The following is a 21,340-nucleotide window of genomic DNA, read 5'->3' as shown; positions in this document are numbered from 1 at the left end:
TCGAGCCGCGCCCGCATTTGGCTGGGCCAATCCCCAGCGATTGCCGTCGCCGCGTTCGACGGGGTAATGTCGGGGTGCAGAGGGGAAAGCGCTCATGGAAACGATCGGTCGTGACTTGGGGGAAATGCAACGGGTTCCGCTGCAGCCTGCGCATATTGCTGCGATCCGGGCGGCGGGAACACGCACACAGTATCGCAAGGGAACAATGATGGCGGAGATCGGCGCGCCGGCCGACCGCTTCGTGTATGTCGAGGATGGGGAGATCGAGGTCGTCAACCCGTTCACGGGCGATCGTCTGGTGCCTTCGACGCTGGGGCCCACCCAGTTCATGAGCGAGATCTCGCTGCTGTCCGGCGGCACATGGTCGCTCCCGATGCGTGCCGCGAGCGACACGACCGTTGTCGAAGTCCCGCGATCCGCGATGCTTCGCCTGATGGCGGCGATACCGGAGATGTCGGACATCGTCATCACAGTCCTCGCGGCGCGCCGTCGGCGGCAGCTGGATGCCGGCGATGGCATGCTGGTTCTGGTTGGCGAAGACGAGGACAGGGCCGTCAGACGAGTGGCTGAGTTCGCTGCGCGCAACCGCCTGCCCTACCGCTCCTACCCGCTCGGCAGCGACGAGGCCGCGCATGTCGCCAGCAGTTGCGGAACCGCACCGCGCGAGCCCGTCGTCGTGTTCGGCCGCGACGTGGTGGTGAGCGATCCGACGCCGGAGAAGGTGGCACGGCTGCTCGGACTCGATCAGGATGTTCCCGAGGACGAGGCATTCGACGTGCTCATCGTCGGGGCCGGCCCCGCCGGCGTGTCGGCGGGCGTCTATGCCGGAGCCGAAGGGTTGCGCGCGCTGGTGGTCGACGAGACCGCGATCGGCGGCCAGGCCGGCACGTCCAGCCGGATCGAAAACTATATGGGCTTTCCCACCGGCATCTCAGGCGCCGATCTTGTGTGGCGCGGCGAGGTGCAGGCGATGAAATTCGGCACGCGCTTCGTCATGCCCCGGCGGATCGAGTCGCTAGACCAGCTCGACAATGGCTCCTTCTGTGCGACCTTCGCCAATGGTCGGCGCGTACTCGCCGCCTCTGTCGTCGTTGCCACCGGGGTCCAGTACAGACGCCTGCCGATCGCACGCCTTGCCGAGTTCGAGGGCACGGGCATCTATTATGCGGCGACCGAGAATGAGGCGCGCTTCTGCCGGGATACGCAGGTGTTGGTCATCGGCGGCGGTAATTCTGCTGGGCAGGCTGCGATGTTTCTCAGCCGTACGGCGCGGCACGTTCGCCTCCTGGTGCGCGGCGACACCCTGGCCTCGTCCATGTCGAGCTATCTGTCGAGCAGGCTCGAGGCGGACCCTGCGATCACCATCGAATACGGCACCCATGCCGTCGGACTTCACGGCGGGGACAGGCTGGAGGCGGTGACGATCCGCAATGAAGACGGCGATCGTACCGTGGCAAGCTGCGCCGTCTTCGTGATGGTCGGCGCGGCACCCAATACGGACTGGCTCTCCAAACTGGTCGCTCTCGACGACAAGGGTTTTGTTCTCACAGGCGAAGCGGCTGGTGCTTTGTCTCCTTTCGCCACGTCGTGTGCAGGGATTTATGCCGTCGGCGACGTCCGCGCCGGGTCGGTGAAACGCGTGGCGTCCTCGGTAGGAGAAGGATCAGTCGTCATTTCCAACGTCTGGGAGCATGTGCGCGGAGTGAACCGTGCCTAATCAGAAGCCACTGCCGCTTTTTCTCTCGCCTTCGACCAGTTGATCGAATGATTAGCGTGGTTGACCCAATGGCAGATATTTAGACGTCCTTCGCCGCTCCCCAACTACGGCCGTTCGTTCATTGTGCTAAGGTCGTCTCCGACGCCCTGAGTTATCGGTCTGTACGGTTCAGAAAGGATAGAGAGCGAGTTTAGCCCGTACAATTCATAAGAGCGCGGGTCGCCATGGTTGGTGGCATTTTGTCCGACCGTTGTCAGGCGTCGTGCGTCGTTCAGTGGCGACGCTCCCTCTCCAATCCGCCAGGCTGCCTGACTAGCTCTTTATCTCAAGCAGCCCGGCGATACGGCAAACTTTCAACCGGGCGGCCGAATAGATGACCCGGGATGTTATCGCAGCCTTTGCCGTGCAACAAGTCGAGCTGCCCGGTATTCTTGACGCTCTTTGGCGGTCGTTTCCATATCTAGCGTAGTCGCTAGGTTGACGATCGCCGCGGCGCTCGGATGGATGGTGATGCTAAAGCTGTATGTTCCTGCCGCTTTGGGATCTGCTGCCAGAATGCGGTGCGGTTCTCCATTGAAGAAGCTTCTTTCACCTGCAGATATCGGTCATATTTGGCCGAATGACCTTAGCCAACCGGCCGTAAAGCCCCTGCCGCCCCCGCGATGTTTATGATGGTCAAGACAAGGATGAAGCGGGTCGCCGATCGCGGCGATCACGCCGTGCGGCGCCTTGCCGAGATCGAAGCCTCGGTCGAGAACCTTTCCAACTAGGATTTGCTCGACTTGGCCGACATTTTTAAAGCAGAGCCCCGCTCACCAATCGGCGATTAAAATGGCGCGGCGTAATATCAGTCTTTGAAGGCCGGTCGAGAACGCGTTAGCAAAAACATGGGGCCCACTGAAGAACATCGCTCAAACCCAACGATCTCCCGCAACATTTCACGACATGATGGAGCGAAGGCGCAGCGATGGTAGCGATTGGAACCCGGATCAACGAGACTGGCACCCTAATACGAGATGGCGGGTCCTTCTATCTTCGCCGCGATGTCGGTGGGCGGTACGAGCTGGAACTGCACCGCACCCCCGTAGATCTGGTAGAGAAGCGCGTCCGGCTCAGCGGTACGTTGATTGGTCCAGGTCTGGTTAATGCCGACGGGGTTGCACCAGCTTAGCTGGTCAAGGATGCCTCTGGCTCACGTTGTCAGCTACTGGGCGCAATTCTGATTCAACCTGACTCATTGCCGTTGCGCACAAACCACGAACAGCCATCATCCAGCCATGGAACAGCGGATCATTCATGCCTGCGGTCACGAGCAGGCTCACTATCTTACCGGCTATGACAGCCAACAGGAACGAAAGGCCAAGTGGCTCAAGACGACTACCTGTCGAGACTGTTTCGTCGCGGATAAGCGGGCTGAGGAGGTCGCCGCGGCAGCGTTAAGCAGCGCTGCAGTGTCGCACCTTGCTCTTCCACCGCTAACCGGCACCGATCGGCAAATCAGCTGGGCGTCGACGATTAGAACCAAGCGGCTCGCAGCGCTAACCAACTCAAACAGCGACGCCGACTGTAACGCATGCCTTCGGGTCACTGACGCCAAATGGTGGATCGATTGCCGCGATCTGAGTGACGTTGATCTGATGGCAGCCGCGAACCGGGCGTCAAACATGCAATGCTTGCCGACGCTCATGCCATCGACCACGAATACTGTGATTGCCCTCTAAGGGCACAGGCTGACCCAGCGATCCACTCGGGTAAGCCAGACGCCTCCCTAATGTGTGCAAGCAGGGTCTGGACCTCCTGAATGAGTGTTGAGTTCCGCTGTTACCGATCCTGTTTGAACGGAATTTGTGTTCCAAACTACATGCTCGCTCAGGGTATACCTCGATTGGCACTCTCGCTTGATCAGCATGGCAGCCTTTGTGACGCAGCGTCGTTGACGTGTCCCGTAGCGCTTAAATCGTCGAAATGCAGAAAGCCTTCGCGCCTCAAGCAGCTGCAAACGGCACAGTACGCCAAATGTTTGCGCCGACGATCATCCCCGGCTTGCCCTTGAGCCTAAAGCCTTCAAACACCGCCAGATCGCTCAGACGGGCAGTAAAAGCAGGCAGCGCCTTTGATCCGATCGTCGCGTCGGCGATCGTCGCTCTGTATGACGCGGTGCTCGCCTTGGGGTCGAAGCCGACCACCCCATTTGCGGCACTGACGCCACTACCGTTCTTCGATAATCCCGAAGCCGACGCGGCAGGCCAATTCAGGATTGTAGCTCCCGCTCCGGTATCGACGATGCCTAGGGCATGAGCGCCCCCATGCAGCGACACGGGCACGGACAGAAAGCCATTTGCCCCGCCAGGCCGAGCTAACAGCGGGTTGTCGATGCATCGTCCCCACCGACGTGGATCAGGTCGATTAGCGTCGATCAGGGAAAGGCGCCCATTGGGGACATCAAAAACGAAGGAGTAATGCGAAAGGACATCGTTACCCAGTATGCCGTCGTAATGCTGGTCAGACTTGTCGCTGAACTGCGCCATGTCGGTGACGACCACGTCAAGGATGCGGAAGCTTAAGCCCGCGATCTTCAACCTGCGCAGCCGAGCATTTTGAAACGACTATTGAGCGCCGCTGGCACCCTGCACATCGCTGGTCCCGGACGCGGCCTCCGAAAAACGGGGAGCAAGCGCCTGATCAATCACCGTCGCACCCGCGGCGGTATCGACAATGAAGCGGTACGGATGACGGTCGTCACCCAACCTTACTTCCCTCGTTGATCGGGCGAGAAGCGGACATTAGCCGATGGCTTTGATTGCATCGACGTACTCAGGCACCGTGAGGTGCCCGGCGATAAAGCGTTCTCCAACACGCTCGGCTTCTTCGGAAAGAACGAAGCCTTCGTACCGTACGCTGCCGCGCGCAAAGTCGATCGCACGTTGACGGCGAGCCTGTTCGTCGGGGTTGATCGCAGGGGTTTCGATCTGCCGATAGACGTTCATGGCGTTAGGGCCTCCAGAGTCGTCAGACGGCGATCATAGCTGCCAAAGGGCACGATGTGTAGGCGGCAGGTCTTCACGATGCCGGCTCGCCTCCACCAGCTGGGAAATGCCTGTAAAAGGTTGCGACCGAGACGCCGATCGCCTCGGCCACGTCTCGCGGACGATCGCCTGCAGCGAGCAGCTTCATAGCTGTGGCCTTCTTTTTTGGCGTCAGGACCGACTTGCGCCCCCTGCCCGGCCCGTTCTTGCAACGGGCCGCCAGTAGCCCGGCCATTGTTCGTTCGCGGATCAGCTCACGCTCCATTTCCGCGATCGACGCCAGAATGTGAAAGAGCAACCGGCCGGTCGGCGTCGCTGTGTCGATCCCGTCGGTCAGGGACCGTAACTCGATACCGCGGGTAGCAAGATCAGCCGCCAGTTCGACAAGGCCTTTCATCGAACGGCCAAGGCGGTCGAGCTTCCAGACGACGAGCGTGTCACCCCGGCGAGCAACGTTCAACGCTTCCGACAAACCCGGACGGTCGGCTTTCGCGCCACTCGCCTTGTCACTGCAGATCCGTTCGCATCCCGCGGCGGTCAAAGCGTCCGTTTGCAGCGTCAAATTCTGGTCCGACGTCGAGACCCGGGCATATCCGATGAGCATCAGCGGGGATCCGCCATGTCAGCGCGCCTGCTTCAGGAACGCGGTGAAGCGATCTGCGCTCTCACGCAGCGCGTCGCCGTCGGGGCCGTCGAAGGCGGGCGGTGGTACGCGAAGGTTCAGTCGACCGAGACCATCCAGGACCTGAGCATAATCCAATCCGGTACGCTCCTTCGTCTCCTTGGACGAGCTGTGCCCTGAGGCATAAGCGCGCAGTGCGTCGTCGATCGTCATGGTTCGACCCTTCTCAGCTAGCCAACAATGTTGGCGTTCAATGAGAATATACAATGAGAACGTTTTTTGAGAAAGTGGAAATCCAGACCGGCTATGATCTGTGCCCGCCGAGGATTATTCGTTGGTGAGATCGCTAGGCACGTTGCCGCCAGCGGGATAATCGATGTCGTAAATTTGGAGATCACGCCATGCCTGTTGCGATGCTCGTGCTGCTCAGCGTCCCTGCCCCCCCGGTACCGTTCGCCACACAGCGGACGGAGGTCGTGTCGTTCACCGCAAGCGATCTTACCTGTTCAGGGCAGCCGATAGCAGCCGATAGTATCGTTCGGCCTTTCACGGCAGTTGCGACGCGTTACGGTCTCGCTGTTACCGGAAGCCCCTCACCCACATATCGGTTCTCCTTCGTAATCGATGCGCAGGGACGTGCTCGCACGATCCGCCGTGACATGACGGAGTCGCCGGGTTGGTATGTCGACACGAGCGATCTTGCTCCTGCGCTGGCGGCTTCGAGCTTTCCAACCGTAATGCCGCAGGCGAAATGCAGCGTATCCTTCAAAGCATCGGTCACGCCGATCGAGAAGGCGTCGATGCCGGATTTGTACGAGCTGGCGAGCCGTCCGGATTCCACAGGGTTCGCGCCTGCCCTGTTTGAACGAGTTCGCCCTGCAGGTTCAAATTGTCCCCGCGAACCAGGCCAGTACCGGCGTCTTAACCTGCCGGCCTTCGAAAAACTGCCGCAACCGGCGCGCCGACCGGCTTGGGTGTTTCTGGCATTCGATGTGAACGCCGCGGGTAAGCCTGGCAACGTCCAGACATTGGGTACGTCCGGCGACACGGCGCTCGAGCGCGCCGGCCGGGAAGCTTTGCTCGCCAACCGCTATGAGCCGGGAGCGGGTTTTCACGGATGCACCTATCATTTCTACCATAACGGACGCGCCAACCTTGCGGCGCCCGTACCGGTGCCAGACACGCCCCTGGATACTGGAGACCAGCCCGGTTGCATCGTGGATCCCAAGTCGATCCCGGGCCTTCTCGACGGCAGCGCTTATCCTAGGGCGTTCTCGCGTCGCGGCATCGAAGGGGCGGCGGTAATTGGTTACGATACAGCGCCATGGGGAGCGGTAGGTAACGTAAGGGTTCTCGGTTCTGAACCGGACGAAGCGTTCGGCGATACCGCGCGCAATGCGCTTTCCAATGCACGGGTAGTAGAAAGCGATTCTGGCCGTCGAGGCTGTGTTCAACGCGTGAAATTTAAGCTTCCACCGAAGGGGACCCGGTAACGAGCATTTTTTCAGTTTGCTATGCTAGGCTGTGGGCCGAATTGGTCTTTGAGAAACCGTGCTTCGAGTAGCGCGGTTTCCATCTTGTCCATTCCGACCCCGGATAGCGTTAGCTCATCGTCCACATTTCCGGTGCCGTCGCCAATTAGGAGGCCTTCGGTAGTAAGATGTTTGAGCCAACGCCCTATGACCGCAGTGGAGATGTCATGTTTTTCCGCAATAATTCGTCCGGTAATCCGTACGCTGTTTGCGTCCGCGACGAACAGCTCAAGTAGCACTTCCCAGGCCGGTTCGCCGAATATATCGCGCGACAACACCGAGGCTCGATACTTGCGGAAGCGCAGTATCGCCATCGCTAGCTGAACAGCCTCGTCGTTACCCTTCACGCGCCACTCCAGGTTATTGGGTAGCGATATCAACAAATTCCGTAACGGAAGGCAACCCCCGGTTAGGGCTTGATATGATCGCCCATCAATCGGTCCAGAGCTTGACTTAGCCAAGCTGCTAAAGCGAAGTCCTGCTTTGCATCAGCAAATGCAATCATATCTTCGAGTTGGCTCGCGAACACGCGGGGGCATTGATTACCGCTATTACGTTCCATGAGTGACAGATTCCCAGCTGGGGGCGGATCGGTGCGCTACCCCGCGATTTCGCTATCTAAGAGCTAATTCAAAGTGCTCTCAAGATAAAGCACATTGATCCATATCAAAATGTCCGACAAAATGATCGAAAGCGTTGGGTAACTGGCATATTTACACTGGCGTAATACGTTCTGTCTTCGTTCTGATGATACTCCTCTCGCCAGATCCAAACATTCCTATCCAACGATCCGATCGGGGAAAGCGCTCGACCTCTCGATTGCCCTTCGATTTCGAGAACGCCCGCGCCGTCTCGCTGGCCGTTCCTTAGTGGGAAGGTCGGTATGACCGCTATCAGGCAAAGGAGGCCGGTCTCGCTGACACTTATGGCAGGATTAACATGACTGTGGTGGCGACGAGCTGACCACGCACGTAGCCGACCAGCGACACCTCGGTCATCGGAGCATCGGGGGATCCGAGCCCGCCGACGGCGATCACGCGCATGCTGGTAGTCAGCACAGGGCGCGCGTCGTGTTCACGCTCCGGAATCAATGTCGTTTCGCCTGTCCGAGTATCAGTCCAGGCAATCAGGTCCCACGCTCGCCCTGCATAGACGAGGCCCGCTCTTGGCGGTAATGGAGCAGGAGGCGGCGGCGAAGCACCGGCAGGCCTGCCGGGCCAGCAAACGTCGGGAAGCAGATCGACCTTGGTCAGGGCCTGGCTAGCGCCGTTGAAGTCGAGTTTAAAGCAGCTGCCGCTCCGCGAAGTCAGGAAGATAGGTGCATACCCGGTCATGTCAGCGCGCGCGATCGAGAGGCCTTTGGGTAGATGGATATCAGCCCGCCAAAGAACCTTGGAGCGGCCGTAGGCGCTTAACGACTGCGGGGGCGGTGCGAGCAAAATCACGCCGGATAATGTTTCTGGGGCAGCGATCGACACCGTTGGTATTGGTTCGGCCGGCTGTGCGGTCAGGGGTGCCGCGAGGAGGACGGTCAGCAAGGCAAGTCGGCGCATCCTACTTTCTCCCACTATACGACACTTACAGTCGTCTGCCCTTTTCCAGTACATGTCCATAATCTGCCGGACCGTTTCTCATTAACTCGAACATTCCCGATCAACCATCGAATTTTGGGAATGGCCGGGTTTGCGAGGTTAGCGGAGGGTCCGTAGTTGACCGCCCTGCACCCCGAACTTATCGTTTAGATCGAGCAGGTGGTGACCTGCTATTGAGCGCTGCTTCCGATCCACGACTACCGCCAATAGCGTGTTGAAGCGACCTGTACCGATTAGGACTTGATCAAAACGATCTAAGGCATCGCGATAGACGTAGTGAACGTCATTGATGCCGGGTAAGCTCAGGGCGTCCAGATCGAGTCCATCGACGTAAGGCCAAATATCGACACTGGGGTCTGCGTTGGCTGTCACGTTCTGCATTGGCGCCAGGAAGCATCCTTCGAAATCTTCTGCGGAAAGTAGTCGGCCCTTTTCCATGCCTTCGACCTTAAAGCATCAGCGAAAGCCTACAACTGGTCTTTTTGCCGATCGTTCCGTTCCCGCTTAGGATCCTTTATGAGACATATTGACGGTGATTGAATGCTTAAACGGTGGGTATCGATCAGATCTGCTCAATGGATTGGCAAGGCGCTCAGATGAGTGACGGCGAACATCAGCGTCATTCCACTGATGCTGGCGAAAGTCGTGCGTAGTCTAGGATCCATCGCATAACTTCGCGGGAGGAGTTCGCAGGCGCTGATGTAGAGGAACATGCCAGCAAATCCGGCCAAGAGCGGTGCCAGGACGACAGGCGGCATTTTGAAGCTCAAACCAAGAAGGACACCCACCATGGGGGCCGATCCATTGAGCACCAGCCACCGCCGCGCTCCTTCGTTTGACCGCGCCGCCAAACATAAACTGACCGTATTAACCCCATCAGCAATATCGTGCGTCAGCACCGCCAATGCGATCAGCCAACCAGCGCGGCTATCGATTTGAAACGCCAGGCCGATGCCCATGCCATCCATCAGACTGTGAAGGGTTAGGGTCGCGGGGCTCAGGTTCTTCCGCCATCTCTCAGGTAGCCACGCGGTCTGTTCGAGGCCGCGATCGAGAACCATGTAAAAGCCAAGCCCGAGCGCGACGAACATGATCAGGGCTCGAGCATCCCAATCATTACCCGCCAGCGCCATCGCTTCTGGGAGAAGGTCGAAAACAACAACGCCGAATACAACGCCTGCCGTGATCCCGAGCATCAGATTAATGCGGTGCCGCAGTCGCAGCGCCAGCAATCCACCGGCCACCGTGGCTAAAGTAGCGCCCATGCCAAACATCAGGGGTAACGTGGTCATGTGGGCGTCCAAAGAAAGGGGCCGAGAGGGTATGAGGCATCGGTCCGCGCTGTCGTCGAGGCGAGGCAGCCGGGTCAGAACGTGCTCGCCGCCGGTTGTGGAGAGATGAGGCTAGAGGTTAGAGCCGGTCGGACGTGATCCGGTCGAGCCGCCCCCCGACAGTGCCACGCTCACGCACGTCACGATCAGGAAGGCCGGATATTCCCAGCCACCGCCCGGCGAAGCGAAGAACCAGCCATGGTGGCCGTGTTCGACGATGATCGTTCCGGCCAGAAGCGGGATGTCCAGAAGCGCGACCAAGCGTGTTTTCACACCCAAAATGAGAAGCATGCCGCTGGCGACCTCAGCGACTACGACCGGATAGGCGAGCCATCCTGGCAGGCCGAGCGACGAGAAATAATGCGTCGTGGCTGGCATGCCCAACGTGACGAGCTTGAGGATGATGCTGTGGGCGAGGAACATGACGCCGAGGCTGATCCTCATCAGAGCGGCAGCCTGAAGTGGTCGGAGAGTGTCGATCATTGTAATCTCCTTCCTGCTTGCGGCAGGTAGGTCATTGATAGGATGACGCTGGTCCCCTGAATATCATTCCGTCATCGCGCGCAGCATCCAGGCAAACTTGGCGTGGACAGCGAGCCGCTGTGTCAGCAGGTCGACGGTGACGGGATCCTTTGCGGCTTCTGCCGCGTCGAGCGCTGCCGTAAGGGTATTCGTCACGGCTTCGTGGCCCGAAAGCAGATCGGCAATCATAGCTTGGGCGGGTTGCTCCGCGATCCCCCCATCGATGGTGCTGAGGCTCGTCAGCGAACCAAAGCCCTGCGGTGCGAACTCGCCAAGTGACCTGATGCGCTCCGCGAGCGCGTCGAGAGCATTCCACAGTTCGGTATACTGCTCTGCGAACATCGCGTGCAGCTGAGCGAAGCGCTCGCCGGTTACGTTCCAGTGGTAACCGTGGGTTTTGCTGTACAGGGCATAGGTGTCGGCGAGGACGCGCCGCAGCCCGTCGGTGGCAGTGTTGGCAGCCATGATAATCATCCAGATGCTGAGGTCGTGAGGTCGGGAGGCTCCAGCCTGGCAAAGCGGCTGGGGCCTCCCGAATGAAAGGGGTCAAGCCTTCCAGTGCGAGCAGCGGATCACCGAGCAGAAGTTGCCGCGGTGGAAGTGCGGATCCTTGTCTGCCAGCACGTCGGCCTTCACGTTGCCGAACGTCGTGTCGGGCTTGTGCTTGATGCCGTCGTAGAAGGCCTGGATGATGTCTTCCTTGAAGTTCGGCGTGCGCGGGAACGCTGCGACGATCGCTTCGCGGGTCTTGTCGTCATACTTGTTGTAGGTGAGGCCGAGCACGTCCATTTCGACACCTGCCGTCGTCAGGGCGATGATCGGATGCATGAATTCCGGCACGCCCGGAGTCGTATGCAGTGCGATGCCGGCCCATACGCGCTCGACGTCGCTTGCATCGACGTTGTGGCTCTCAAGGAAGTCGCGTGCGGCGTTGGCGCCGTCGACTTCAAAGCGGAGGTCGTTGCTGCTGTGCGACGGCATGAGGCCGACGTCGTGGAACATGGTAGCTGCATACAGCATCTCCGGGTTCCAGGTCAGGCCGCGCTGCTGACCGGCGAGCGCGGCGAAGAAGTAGACGCGGCTTGAGTGATTGAACAGCAGATCGGTGTCGGTGTCACGGACGAACTCGGTGATCGCCCGGCACAGCTTGCTGTCTGGGATGGTCACGCCGTTTACGTTGAGCGTCGAATATTGAGTATTTGTCATCGTGCTTCTCCAAATATGAACGATTATAATAAAATTGGTAAAGCTTCTACAAAACGAATATTCAGTAGAGATTACTGGTTCTTTACGATCAGGCTTTTAAGACCTACTTGCCAAATATTCATTGGCCTTGAGTGGACTGTCACCGTTTCGATAGTATTGTTATCGAGCCATTCGAATTTTGCTGCAACGATATGGATGACTGAAAAGCTGCCAAATTTGTGCGATAAGCGGCTGCTCATCCGGTGAGAGCCATGATGCCAGCGAGTGCCTGCCTCAAAAACATGGGCGGGCAGAGGTCTGCGACGCGATCGGGCGGTTGCGTTAGCCCCAGCAGAAGCAGGCTCAGGCTCGCGATTTATGGCTTATCGTATCGCAGGCTTCCCAAAGGCTCGGGCTGGGTCGGGACCATCGTGATTGGCGCGGCATCGGTCCCAGAAACGGCTAAGGCCCCGCCTTCAATGAAGACGGAGCCGAAGCTGCCGAGGGGCTGGCATGCTCAGAATGCGGTTATGAAGGCTCGTCCGTCGACGTCGGGAACCCGAGTGCTCGTGCAACTCCAGCCCCATATGAAGGATCGGCATGCGTGCAGTTGTCGATATGGCGCTGTTTTATGTGCGCAGCAGCATCGCCCATAGCTCTGGCTGTGTTATCGAACAACGCCTGCTGCTGATCGACCGTCAGCATCCGGAACAGGTTTCCGGGCTGCTCCCAGTGATCGTCATCGACGCTGTGGTCCCAATGGGCGCCGTGACCGTCCACCGGCATGGGTGGTTCGGAGAAGTCGGGCTGGTTGCTCCACAATCCTTCGCTGTTGGGATGATACGACTTGGTCGCGCCGAGGTTACCGTCGGTCCGCATCGCGCCGTCACGATGGTAGGAGTGGAACGGGCATTTTGGCGCGTTCACCGGGATGTGGTTGAAGTTCACCCCGAGACGGTAGCGCTGCGCATCGGCATACGAGAACAACCGTGCCTGCAGCATCTTGTCGGGCGAGAAGCCGATGCCGGGCACGATGTTGCTTGGCGCAAAGGCAGACTGCTCGACTTCGGCGAAATAGTTCTCCTGATTGCGGTTCAGTTCGAGCTCGCCGACCTCGATCAGCGGGTAGTCGGCCTTCGGCCACACTTTCGTCAGGTCGAACGGGTTGTGCCTGTGCTCCTTTGCCTGTTCCTCCGTCATCACCTGAATGCAGAGGGTCCATTTGGGGAAGTCGCCCGTCTCGATGGCGGTGAACAGGTCCCGGCCATGGCTCTCGCGATCGTTCTTGACGATCTCGCCGGCCTGCTCATCCGTGAGGTTCTCGATACCCTGCTGCGTACGGAAGTGGAACTTGACCCAGACGCGCTCCTGGTTGGCGTTGATCATCGAAAAGGTATGGCTGCCAAACCCATGCATGTGCCGAAAGCTCTTCGGAATACCACGCTCCGTCATGACGATCGTCACTTGGTGAAGCGCTTCGGGCAGGAGTGTCCAAAAATCCCAATTGTTGTCAGCCGACCGCATGCCGGTGCGGGGATCGCGCTTTATGGCGTGATTGAGATCAGGGAAACGCAGCGGATCACGGAAGAAGAAAACGGGCGTATTGTTGCCCACCATATCCCAGTTGCCCTCTTCTGTGTAGAATTTGACCGAAAAGCCGCGAATGTCGCGCTCGGCATCGGCCGCGCCGCGCTCCCCTGCGACGGACGAGAATCGCATAAAGAGATCCGTCTTCTTGCCGATTTCCGAGAAGAGTTTAGCGCGGGTTAGATGGGTGATGTCGTGTGTGACGGTAAAGGTGCCGTACGCACCCCAGCCCTTGGCATGCATCCGCCGTTCCGGAATCACCTCGCGGTCGAAGTGAGCCAGCTTCTCGATCAGCCAAACGTCCTGCAGGAGCGCGGGACCGCGTGGGCCAGCCGTCATAATGTTCGTATTGTCCGCGACGGGTGCGCCAGCAGCTGTGGTAAAACGTTTGTTCTCTGTCATGGCTTGTCCTGCCTCCTGAGCACACGTCGACCATCTACAATTACTGCAGAGATGACGCCGCCCGTGAAAATATTAGATGTGCTTTCAAAAGACGCCTTCTTGCATCTGATGAAATAAGCAGATGTTCTTCTACTTCGCTAAAGCCGTTATGCGCTCGAGCCAGATTGGCCGCAACGCCGCCCATGCTTGAAATCCTGCCAACCTGTCGCGATAAACTGCGGACTTATCGGTGACGCCGATTTGAGTAATCAGGTGAGCCCATCAGCAAAGAGCATGTGAGGCTTTTTGCCGCCCCACCCCAGAGAAGGCGCGACGGTAATGGGAACGTGCGGGTAAGATATTGCTAACCCTTGGCAGGTTATCATGCTTTCTCGAAAAACGGCCAATCGAAGGGCAATCATATGGACCGATTGAACACGACCTTTCGCCTTCCAACGGCGATGATGGCATCGACGTTGCGCAAACCGCTTGGCAACGTGTCGGGAACTGATGCTCGTCAGCCGTTTCAGAATGCGGATCCGAAGCCGGTTTCCGAGACGGTCGCACCTATCTCTGGTGGTGCTGCGACCGCGAAACCTATGTATGCCGTGGCCGCGGGCGTTTCGCTCAATCAGTCGGACTTCGACCTGATCGCCAAGACCACTGGCGTCACTATGAGGGATCGTCACTTCTACGACAGCAAGGATGCCGAGATCACCGACATGGGATCGCATCAAGATGCCCTGGAACTCTACACGCTGCTGACCGACATGCGCTCCCTGAAGTTCGGGAAGGGGGGCGCAGCCATCACGTCCCAGGACATCAACACCTATCTCGGCGACAATAAGATGAGCGGATGGAGTGCCTACAACGCCGTTCTACAGCAGGCCAAGGGCTCAACGCCCGCATAGGTCACGCAACCAACGGCATCGTACCAGAAACAGGGCAGCGCCGACCAACATCCCAACCGTTCGGCGCTCTTCGAGGTCATTCCTGATCGTTAAACGAGAGAGGGCATGCCAAGGAGAGCCTGATCTTCGGGCGAGCCCAACCAAAACCCATGTTGATCTGCGAGCGCTACAAACTTGCCGATCCGTTCAGTGCCCGGAGGCCCGGAGACCTCAGCTGCCGGGATGCTCACCGCCTCGAAGAACCGCCGCATCAGCGGCGTCGTGATCACCATCATCGCAATTTCGCGGCCGCACCCGTTGTACAGCGAATGCCGAGCGTGGGGCGGAATATCGATGCAGTCGCCCGGGTGCACCTGACGCCACGTTCCATCGAGCCAAACCGATAGAACTCCCTCTACCACAACGCATGCCTCGCGGTCCGCATGGCTGTGGATCGGGACCAGGGTACCGCTCGGCATAAGCGAGCGAATTACGCTGAAGTCCTTCTCCTGGGTAACTTGCGGGTCGAACACAAGCATCGGACCCATGATGTCGCGCATTTCGCGCCGGAGGTGTTCAAAAACAGACTGTGCCAACTTCGTGTTCCTTCGTGTCCAGGGACGCCTGCAAGGCGTGCGCGAGGCTCGAAGCACTTATCTCCCAAGCCGACGTCGGCTCTCGTCGTTCAAGAGGCATTGCCGCCGCAAGAACGCTCAACACGCAAATGCTGCCAAATAGCGGGGAAAAAAGGCAATTGCATTGGCGGCAGGATCAGCGTGAAAAGCTCCTCCACCAGATCGAGTCCGCCTGGTTGACCAGCTTGCGGATCACCGCCCGGCCACCCTGTGCAATCCCTAACCCAACCGCGATCGCAATCGTAAGAACGGATGCTGCGACCAGTGCTGCAAAGGTGACAGCCAAAACGGAGGTCGGTGTGGATGCGCCAGCTGTCATGATATTCAAGGCACCAGTCATCCCCCGGAAAGCATAGGAGCCCGGAACCATCGCAACCACACCGGGGAAAGCGAGCGCCGTCCAGGGCACATTCAATCGCGGCGACCAGAAAGCCGCGATGGTGCCTGCTGCTGCAGAGCCAAGGCATGTCGCAGTCATGAGATCTGACCCCATTGGCAGAAGAGCAGTTCGCAGCCCATGAGACAGGGCGCCGCACACGACGATGCACGCGATCGCCTTCGGGGGGGCATTGAATAAGATGGCGAAGCCAAAGGCCGCAATTCCAGAAAAAAGGAGGTCTTGAAGGACCGGAAGGTTGCCGCTGCTCATGCTGACCGGCATGCGCATTCCAAGTGTCAGGCTCGCTGCGGTCAGGCCTGAGGCGACTGCAAGCACGATGATGATGCCGTTGACCAGGCGTGCGACTCCGATGCCAGAGTGCCCGCGCAGTAAATCGTTGATGCCGTTGATAAGCGGCACGCCTGGCACCAGGACCATACCGGCGGTCACCAGGGCGAGTGAAGGATCTACCGAGATCGCCTTCAAGGGAAGCGCCCCGACAATCCCGCTGATGCTCGCTGTGAGCACAGCAACGGCCGCAGGCACGAGACCTGATCGAGATAGCTGTCGACGCAGCACCGTGCTGATCGACCCGGCAAGGAAGGCTGCTCCTGCCACCTTCCAATCCGCGCCGAACAGTCTTGCAAGGCCGGTCGCCGTGAATGCCACGGCGAGGATAATCAGCCAATCAGGGTAGCGGGATCGGTCGAGTTCGACCTGTTCCAACCTGTCGTTCGCGGCAAGCACGTCTAGGCTTCCGTCGGCGATCTCACGCGCCACCGCTTCGATGGCCACAAGCCGCCCTATGTCGATACCCATGGTGCCGATGGCATGCCCGATCCGGGTACGGTACGCCTCGCCTGTACCGAGCATCAGAAGCAGGCGTTCGCTTTCGATGAAGGTTTGCGCGGCGAACCCTAGACGATCCGCTAGCATCTCGACCCGGCATCGCACGCTCTCGCCGTCCGCACCCGCCTCAAGCAGTAGACGGGCGAGATGCAGTAGAATGCGACCAGCATCATCGAGACGCCAAGGCGGCGTCCTAGCCATCGATGTTCTCGATCTTGAGGACTGGCGCCGTCGCCGCTCGCGTTGCTCTACAGGCGTCGGCATCGCGTGTCAGATCGATTCCCCAAGTTGGAAACACCTTCCGGAGCGTGGGTAACCAGTCCCCGTTGGTCAGTCGGTCGCCGAAGCAGGCATGCAGCACCTTGACCGCGATAGCTGCGGCCGTCGACGCCCCCGGCGAAGCTCCAAGCAGCGCGACGAGCGATTGATCCTGCGCTGCTACCAGCTCGGTTCCAAACACGAGCTTTCCACCGTGATCCGCTGTGTCAGGCTTGATGATTTGCACCCTCTGACCAGCAACGGCTTCGATCCATTGACCGCGCTTGGCGTTTGGGAAAAATTGCCGAAGCGTCTCGAATTGATGATGCCGGCTCTGAAATACCTGGCCGATCAGATATTCCTCGAGTGCCGCATTGTCCTTGGCTACATCGAGCAGCGGCAGGATGTTGCTGGGCGTGACGGACTCGAAGAGGTCGGCACGCGATCCGTTTTTGAGGAATTTCGTTGAAAACCCCGCGTATGGGCCGAACAACAGGGACGTCTTGCCGCCGATTACGCGGGTATCGAGGTGCGGTACAGACATTGGCGGCGAGCCGCTTGCCGCCTTTCCATAGACCTTGGCGTGATGGCGCTGTGTCACGTTATCGACGTCGCATCGTAGCCAGATCCCACTGACCGGGAAGCCGCCATATCCCTTTGCTTCTGGAATACCCGACATCTGAAGCAGTTCGATGGCCGCGCCGCCTGCACCGATGAAGACGAATTTGGCTGTAAGCGTATCCTCTGTGCCATCGTCGACCTCCTTCGACGTGACGTTCCAACGGCCGTCCGACAAGCGATCGATCCCCACGACGTCCCGGTTGTATCGAACGTCGGCACCTGCGTTGCCGAGATGGTGCATAAGGAGATGGGTCAGCGATCCGTAATCGACGTCGGTACCTGTGACGATACGGGTCGCTGCCACCTTCTGGGATGAATCACGACCTTCCATGATCAGCGGCGCCCAGGTCGTGATCTCCGCGTGATCTTCGGTGTATTCCATCCCGTGATAGCAGTGATGCGCGCTCATCGCTGCATGGCGGGCCTTGAGGAATGCTACGTTATCCTCGCCCCAAACAAAGCTCATGTGTGGGCATGGATGAAGGAAGGCACGTGGATCGGGAATGGCACCAGAGGTGACGAGATGCGCCCAAAGCTGCCGCGAGACGTCGAACTGTGTGTTGACCTCGAGCGCCTCGCTGATGTCGATGCTGCCATCCGCTCGCTGCGGCGTGTAATTCATCTCACAGTTCGCGGCGTGGCCCGTGCCAGCGTTGTTCCACGCCATCGAGCTTTCCTGTGCGCAGTCTTCCAGGCGTTCGATCACGGTGATCTTCAGCAAGGGATCTAGCGTGTGCAACAGCGTCCCCACCGTCGCGCTCATGATGCCCGCTCCGATTAGGAGGACATCGACTTCGGAATGGTTTGATGCGCTCATGCCTGTTGATCCCTGGGTTTGAAATGGAGGTCTGCGTCGGCATCGTAGACTGCGTAGGCTCGGCGCCAGGGCTCCTCACCGATGAGACGCCAGCGATGTCCGCTGCCGCTATCGTCCTGTGCAATTACAACGTCGCCGGGGTGGACGATGAAGGTCGCGCCCGACCTGACCTCGAACTCGAGCGTCCCGGAGAGGGTCATGACGAATTGGGGCTGAGGCGCTTGATGCCATTCGAACGAGCCGCCCGCGGGCGTTTCCTGAAAGGAGAGTTCTCGCGCAGCGATCGGCAGACCTGACGCCTTACCGTGGAGGCCTGCACCGAAAGCGATGTGCCCTTCTTCGAATACCGAATGACCGTCCGTTCCCGTCCACATGCGAATGCAGCGTATCATGCCTACATCTCCCTCAGGCGCCGGCTAGGCCGTGACCGACCATATCGAGCGGTCGGATGGTTCGATCGAAGAGGGCTGCATCGACTTTGCCTGAGGCAAGTGCCGCTTCTCTCAGCGTGCTGCCATCAGCGATCGCCGTCTCGGCGATGTGGGCGGCGTTTTGATAGCCGATGATGGGCGACAGGGCCGTGACGAGCATGACACTGCCTGCGACGTACGCCGCAATTGTCTCCGGCACGATCTGCGTTCCCTCGACGGAGAATTCGCGGAACCGATCGCATCCATCAGCGAGAATCTGGATAGAATGCAGCACGTTGTTGATGATGACCGGTCGCATAGCGTTCAGCTGGAAATTGCCCTGGCTGCCGGCGAACGCCACGGCGCTGTCGTTGCCGAGCACTTGGATGGCGATCATGACGATCGCCTCGCATTGCGTTGGATTGACCTTGCCCGGCATGATCGAGGACCCGGGTTCGTTGTCTGGCAGCTTCAACTCGCCGAGGCCGCAACGCGGACCTGACGCTAACCATCGCATATCGTTGGCGATCTTCATCAAGGCGACGGCCAGTCCTCGCAGGCCCGCCGAAACGCGGACCATAGCGTCGAGCGAGCCTTGCGCCGCGAACTTGTTGGGTGCGGTGACAAATGGTTTCCCCGTCAGCTCGGCAATTTTCGCCGCGACGGCTTGGGAAAAACCTGGCGGTGCATTGAGACCAGTGCCGACGGCCGTGCCCCCCACAGCCAGTTCATAGAGACCTGCTCGGCTTGCTTCGATGTCCGCGATGCAAGCGCGGATTTGTCCGGCCCAGCCATACCACTCCTGCCCTACAGTTAGTGGCACCGCGTCTTCGAGATGCGTACGACCGATCTTGACCACGTTCGTCCAGCGATCGGCCTTCTGCTCGATGAGCTCCACCAACCTGGTGACTGCAGGTACAAGCTGTTTGTCCAAGGCGATGACAGTCGCGATGTGCATTGCAGTTGGAAAAGTGTCGTTTGAAGACTGGCCCATGTTTACGTCGTCGTTCGGACCTACCGGAATTTGTGAGCCCGGCGTGCCTCCGAGCAACTGGATCGCCCGATTGGACAGTACCTCATTGACGTTCATGTTGGATTGGGTGCCTGACCCTGTCTGCCATACGTAAAGCGGGAAATGCTCGTCTAGCTCACCCAATATTGTCTCATCGGCTGCACGGACGATGGCGAAACACTTTTCCTTGGAAAGACGTCCAGCAGCAGCGTTGACGAGCGTGCAAGCTTTTTTCACGTATCCATACGCATGGTAGACCGCCTTGGGCATACGGTCACTTCCAATATTGAAATGATGAAGCGAGCGCTCGGTCTGGGCTCCCCAATAGCGATCCGCCGGAACGGCGATCGCGCCCATGCTGTCAAACTCCAGTCGAGTGCCTGATGCGTGAAGACCGATGGCAATGTACTTCGGCTTTGCTGTCTCGCTCAAGGTTGCTCTCCTGGTATGCGATAGACACACAACTCCACTGCCCCGAAAGCGCGGCGTTTCTGTCCGTCTTGTGCTTGGATGAGCCTCACCGGCTCCGTATGATCGTTATCTAGCCGAGGACGTTCGACTGCAATGCTTTGGATGGCGCAAAATCTGCCAACCTTACGGTAGAAACTGCGGATGGCCGCATTGACCGGCAGCCGCTTCGTGCAAGCGGTAAAACTCTAGGAGCAACGGCAGCAAAACCGGCTTCGTTGAAATGCTGCCAAAATCGAGTAATAGCGCGTGACGGGTACCGAGTGCTCCATGCGAGGGCGCCAACGCCGTATGGCAAGGATTGAAAATGGCAAGGAAGCAAGTCGCGCTCATCATTCACGAGGGCGTGCAGGCACTCGATGTCGCCGGCCCCTTGGACGTCTTTGCCGAGGCGAACAATTTTCTGCCGGCAAACGAAGGCTATGAGTCCATCATGATCGGTGCCGAGACGAGGCTGGTTCGGGCGTCGAATGGTATGGCGATGGCGCCGGAATTGTCCTTTGCCCAAGCCTGCCGCACGTTCGATACCGCACTTGTGGCGGGCGGTCCGGCTCTCCCCGACGCGCCGGCTGACGAGGGTATGTTGGACTGGCTACGGTCATGGGGTACGAGCTCTCGACGTTACGGCTCGATTTGTACTGGTGCCTTCGCACTTGGACATGCAGGCCTCCTGGATGGAAGGACCGCGACAACACATTGGCAGAATGCCGAGAAGTTGGCGGCCATGTTTCCCGAGGCGCGGATTGAACACGATCGAATTTATGCCCGTGACGGAAGGATGGTCACATCCGCCGGCGTAACAGCAGGTATCGACCTCACCTTGGCTCTTGTCAGCGAAGATTATGGGGAAGCGCTCGCTCTTTCCTGTGCAAAACGCCTTGTCGTTGTGGCCCAGCGGCAGGGAGGGCAATCGCAGTTCAGCCCCCTGTTAACGGTTCGCTCCCAGAACCAGTCTCCCGTCGCCAAGGTACAGGAATATGTGATGGGGCACCTGCGGGAGCCGTTTCCTGTCAAGCGGTTGGCAGAAATCGCGGGCACGAGCCCGCGGAGCATTGCCCGCCTGTTCGTAACCGAGCTCGGCATCACGCCTCACGAATTTATCGAAAGCATTAGACTGGACCAGGCGCGCAACATGCTTGAGGCGAGCGATCAGCCACTCAAAGCGATCGCATACGACTGTGGTTTCGCCGGTCCCGAGCAGATGCGCGGAGCTTTTCAACGCCGACTTGGGCTCAGTCCCGCCCGTTACCGGGAAAACTTTCACCCTTCCTTTGCGCACGAGGAGGCGTCCGCCCTCGCTTGAATTGCCAAACGGCCGCGGCATCTCTGGCATGCCCGGCCGTTTTTCCGTTGTGTTTGGCAGTTGTCGCCTGATCCGGATCTTTGTCTTGGAGATATCACTTCCGTAAAGTCAGTTTTGCAGGGAGATAAAAAGATCTTCCAGTATCTATAAGGTGACTGACATGTACTCGATCGACATGGATTGCAAAATCAACATACTACCTG

At 59.0% G+C, this 21,340-nt stretch carries 23 protein-coding genes; 6 read left to right on the top strand and 17 right to left on the bottom strand.

The annotated features are described in order from the left end of the window. Positions 1-94: 94 nt before the first annotated feature. From AC1ME3_RS19530 to AC1ME3_RS19520, 3 genes are all read left to right on the top strand, one after another. A complete protein-coding gene (locus tag AC1ME3_RS19530) occupies positions 95-1,717 on the top strand; it encodes an FAD-dependent oxidoreductase (RefSeq protein WP_480956067.1) in 1,623 nt (540 codons plus the stop codon). Between the two features lie 967 nt (positions 1,718-2,684). Then, positions 2,685-2,888: a DUF5818 domain-containing protein gene (locus AC1ME3_RS19525; RefSeq protein ID WP_480956066.1), complete on the top strand. Its 204-nt coding sequence runs from the start codon at positions 2,685-2,687 to the stop codon at positions 2,886-2,888. Positions 2,889-2,994: 106 nt separating this feature from the next. Next, complete coding sequence (locus AC1ME3_RS19520; RefSeq protein ID WP_480956065.1) at positions 2,995-3,438, top strand: hypothetical protein; 444 nt, start codon at positions 2,995-2,997, stop codon at positions 3,436-3,438. Positions 3,439-3,702: 264 nt separating this feature from the next. On the opposite strand, the gene AC1ME3_RS19515 is transcribed toward AC1ME3_RS19520, so the two are convergent. The 4 genes from AC1ME3_RS19515 to AC1ME3_RS19500 all read right to left on the bottom strand — a co-directional run bounded on the left by AC1ME3_RS19515 (position 3,703) and on the right by AC1ME3_RS19500 (position 5,578). Then, positions 3,703-4,296: a hypothetical protein gene (locus AC1ME3_RS19515; protein ID WP_480956064.1), complete on the bottom strand. Its 594-nt coding sequence runs from the start codon at positions 4,294-4,296 to the stop codon at positions 3,703-3,705. A gap of 204 nt (positions 4,297-4,500) precedes the next feature. Next, the gene (locus tag AC1ME3_RS19510) at positions 4,501-4,704 is read right to left on the bottom strand and encodes an antitoxin VbhA family protein (RefSeq protein ID WP_480956063.1); all 204 of its coding nucleotides are present in this window, start codon (positions 4,702-4,704) and stop codon (positions 4,501-4,503) included. Between the two features lie 73 nt (positions 4,705-4,777). After that, on the bottom strand, positions 4,778-5,347 hold the full coding sequence (locus AC1ME3_RS19505) for a recombinase family protein (RefSeq protein WP_480956062.1): 570 nt from the start codon (positions 5,345-5,347) through the stop codon (positions 4,778-4,780). A gap of 18 nt (positions 5,348-5,365) precedes the next feature. After that, positions 5,366-5,578 (bottom strand): hypothetical protein, encoded by a 213-nt coding sequence (locus AC1ME3_RS19500; RefSeq protein WP_480956061.1) that lies wholly within the window; start codon positions 5,576-5,578, stop codon positions 5,366-5,368. 446 nt (positions 5,579-6,024) lie between these two features. On the opposite strand from AC1ME3_RS19500, the gene AC1ME3_RS19495 reads away from it, so the two are divergent. After that, positions 6,025-6,858, top strand: a complete 834-nt coding sequence (locus tag AC1ME3_RS19495) for a TonB family protein (protein WP_480956060.1) — start codon at positions 6,025-6,027, stop codon at positions 6,856-6,858. Between the two features lie 11 nt (positions 6,859-6,869). Here AC1ME3_RS19495 and AC1ME3_RS19490 read toward each other — a convergent pair whose 3' ends face one another. The 8 genes from AC1ME3_RS19490 to AC1ME3_RS19455 all read right to left on the bottom strand — a co-directional run bounded on the left by AC1ME3_RS19490 (position 6,870) and on the right by AC1ME3_RS19455 (position 13,516). Further along, the gene (locus AC1ME3_RS19490) at positions 6,870-7,244 is read right to left on the bottom strand and encodes a hypothetical protein (RefSeq protein ID WP_480956059.1); all 375 of its coding nucleotides are present in this window, start codon (positions 7,242-7,244) and stop codon (positions 6,870-6,872) included. Positions 7,245-7,820: 576 nt separating this feature from the next. After that, the gene (locus AC1ME3_RS19485) at positions 7,821-8,450 is read right to left on the bottom strand and encodes a hypothetical protein (RefSeq protein ID WP_480956058.1); all 630 of its coding nucleotides are present in this window, start codon (positions 8,448-8,450) and stop codon (positions 7,821-7,823) included. Between the two features lie 138 nt (positions 8,451-8,588). Then, the gene (locus AC1ME3_RS19480) at positions 8,589-8,927 is read right to left on the bottom strand and encodes a hypothetical protein (RefSeq protein WP_480956057.1); all 339 of its coding nucleotides are present in this window, start codon (positions 8,925-8,927) and stop codon (positions 8,589-8,591) included. A gap of 134 nt (positions 8,928-9,061) precedes the next feature. Beyond that, the gene (locus tag AC1ME3_RS19475; protein ID WP_480956056.1) at positions 9,062-9,781 is read right to left on the bottom strand and encodes a ZIP family metal transporter; all 720 of its coding nucleotides are present in this window, start codon (positions 9,779-9,781) and stop codon (positions 9,062-9,064) included. Positions 9,782-9,892: 111 nt separating this feature from the next. Next, complete coding sequence (locus AC1ME3_RS19470; RefSeq protein ID WP_480956055.1) at positions 9,893-10,303, bottom strand: DoxX family protein; 411 nt, start codon at positions 10,301-10,303, stop codon at positions 9,893-9,895. A 63-nt stretch (positions 10,304-10,366) separates the two neighbouring features. Continuing rightward, positions 10,367-10,807 carry a Dps family protein gene (locus AC1ME3_RS19465; RefSeq protein ID WP_480956054.1) on the bottom strand — a complete coding sequence of 147 codons (441 nt, stop codon included), beginning with the start codon at positions 10,805-10,807 and terminating at the stop codon, positions 10,367-10,369. A gap of 81 nt (positions 10,808-10,888) precedes the next feature. After that, positions 10,889-11,548 (bottom strand): HD domain-containing protein, encoded by a 660-nt coding sequence (locus tag AC1ME3_RS19460; protein WP_480956053.1) that lies wholly within the window; start codon positions 11,546-11,548, stop codon positions 10,889-10,891. 507 nt (positions 11,549-12,055) lie between these two features. Next, complete coding sequence (locus AC1ME3_RS19455) at positions 12,056-13,516, bottom strand: catalase (RefSeq protein ID WP_480956052.1); 1,461 nt, start codon at positions 13,514-13,516, stop codon at positions 12,056-12,058. A 350-nt stretch (positions 13,517-13,866) separates the two neighbouring features. On the opposite strand from AC1ME3_RS19455, the gene AC1ME3_RS19450 reads away from it, so the two are divergent. After that, entirely contained in the window at positions 13,867-14,406 is a 540-nt protein-coding gene (locus AC1ME3_RS19450; protein WP_480956051.1) for a hypothetical protein, read from the top strand. 89 nt (positions 14,407-14,495) lie between these two features. Here the strand turns inward: AC1ME3_RS19450 and AC1ME3_RS19445 are convergent, their stop codons facing one another. The 5 genes from AC1ME3_RS19445 to AC1ME3_RS19425 form a co-directional block, all read right to left on the bottom strand. After that, entirely contained in the window at positions 14,496-14,945 is a 450-nt protein-coding gene (locus tag AC1ME3_RS19445) for a cupin domain-containing protein (RefSeq protein WP_480956050.1), read from the bottom strand. A 211-nt stretch (positions 14,946-15,156) separates the two neighbouring features. After that, positions 15,157-16,449, bottom strand: coding sequence for a threonine/serine exporter family protein (locus tag AC1ME3_RS19440; protein ID WP_480956049.1), 1,293 nt, complete (start codon positions 16,447-16,449; stop codon positions 15,157-15,159). Further along, complete coding sequence (gene mqo / locus AC1ME3_RS19435) at positions 16,442-17,944, bottom strand: malate dehydrogenase (quinone) (protein WP_480956048.1); 1,503 nt, start codon at positions 17,942-17,944, stop codon at positions 16,442-16,444. Before mqo ends, AC1ME3_RS19440 begins: the two co-directional genes overlap by 8 nt. After that, positions 17,941-18,336: a cupin domain-containing protein gene (locus tag AC1ME3_RS19430; RefSeq protein ID WP_480956047.1), complete on the bottom strand. Its 396-nt coding sequence runs from the start codon at positions 18,334-18,336 to the stop codon at positions 17,941-17,943. The genes mqo and AC1ME3_RS19430 overlap by 4 nt, the downstream gene beginning before the upstream one ends. 13 nt (positions 18,337-18,349) lie before the next feature. Beyond that, positions 18,350-19,798 (bottom strand): class II fumarate hydratase, encoded by a 1,449-nt coding sequence (locus tag AC1ME3_RS19425; RefSeq protein ID WP_480956046.1) that lies wholly within the window; start codon positions 19,796-19,798, stop codon positions 18,350-18,352. 343 nt (positions 19,799-20,141) lie between these two features. Here AC1ME3_RS19425 and AC1ME3_RS19420 point away from each other — a divergent pair, with 343 nt between their 5' ends. After that, complete coding sequence (locus AC1ME3_RS19420; protein ID WP_480956045.1) at positions 20,142-21,137, top strand: GlxA family transcriptional regulator; 996 nt, start codon at positions 20,142-20,144, stop codon at positions 21,135-21,137. The last annotated feature ends 203 nt before the right edge of the window (positions 21,138-21,340 follow it).

It is taken from the genome of Sphingomonas sp. BL2 (genome assembly GCF_056680015.1).
Note: the sequence above shows the minus strand (reverse complement) of the source record. Positions and strands in the feature narration are given on the sequence as shown.

Coding starts and splice junctions, on each gene's coding strand:
- AC1ME3_RS19530 (WP_480956067.1), top strand. CDS start 95: ATGGAAACGATCGGTCGTGACTTGGGGGAAATGCAACGGGTTCCGCTG.
- AC1ME3_RS19525 (WP_480956066.1), top strand. CDS start 2,685: ATGGTAGCGATTGGAACCCGGATCAACGAGACTGGCACCCTAATACGA.
- AC1ME3_RS19520 (WP_480956065.1), top strand. CDS start 2,995: ATGGAACAGCGGATCATTCATGCCTGCGGTCACGAGCAGGCTCACTAT.
- AC1ME3_RS19510 (WP_480956063.1), bottom strand. CDS start 4,704: ATGAACGTCTATCGGCAGATCGAAACCCCTGCGATCAACCCCGACGAA.
- AC1ME3_RS19505 (WP_480956062.1), bottom strand. CDS start 5,347: ATGCTCATCGGATATGCCCGGGTCTCGACGTCGGACCAGAATTTGACG.
- AC1ME3_RS19500 (WP_480956061.1), bottom strand. CDS start 5,578: ATGACGATCGACGACGCACTGCGCGCTTATGCCTCAGGGCACAGCTCG.
- AC1ME3_RS19495 (WP_480956060.1), top strand. CDS start 6,025: ATGACGGAGTCGCCGGGTTGGTATGTCGACACGAGCGATCTTGCTCCT.
- AC1ME3_RS19485 (WP_480956058.1), bottom strand. CDS start 8,450: ATGCGCCGACTTGCCTTGCTGACCGTCCTCCTCGCGGCACCCCTGACC.
- AC1ME3_RS19480 (WP_480956057.1), bottom strand. CDS start 8,927: ATGGAAAAGGGCCGACTACTTTCCGCAGAAGATTTCGAAGGATGCTTC.
- AC1ME3_RS19475 (WP_480956056.1), bottom strand. CDS start 9,781: ATGACCACGTTACCCCTGATGTTTGGCATGGGCGCTACTTTAGCCACG.
- AC1ME3_RS19470 (WP_480956055.1), bottom strand. CDS start 10,303: ATGATCGACACTCTCCGACCACTTCAGGCTGCCGCTCTGATGAGGATC.
- AC1ME3_RS19465 (WP_480956054.1), bottom strand. CDS start 10,807: ATGGCTGCCAACACTGCCACCGACGGGCTGCGGCGCGTCCTCGCCGAC.
- AC1ME3_RS19460 (WP_480956053.1), bottom strand. CDS start 11,548: ATGACAAATACTCAATATTCGACGCTCAACGTAAACGGCGTGACCATC.
- AC1ME3_RS19455 (WP_480956052.1), bottom strand. CDS start 13,516: ATGACAGAGAACAAACGTTTTACCACAGCTGCTGGCGCACCCGTCGCG.
- AC1ME3_RS19445 (WP_480956050.1), bottom strand. CDS start 14,945: ATGCGCGACATCATGGGTCCGATGCTTGTGTTCGACCCGCAAGTTACC.
- AC1ME3_RS19440 (WP_480956049.1), bottom strand. CDS start 16,449: ATGGCTAGGACGCCGCCTTGGCGTCTCGATGATGCTGGTCGCATTCTA.
- mqo (WP_480956048.1), bottom strand. CDS start 17,944: ATGAGCGCATCAAACCATTCCGAAGTCGATGTCCTCCTAATCGGAGCG.
- AC1ME3_RS19430 (WP_480956047.1), bottom strand. CDS start 18,336: ATGATACGCTGCATTCGCATGTGGACGGGAACGGACGGTCATTCGGTA.
- AC1ME3_RS19420 (WP_480956045.1), top strand. CDS start 20,142: ATGGCAAGGAAGCAAGTCGCGCTCATCATTCACGAGGGCGTGCAGGCA.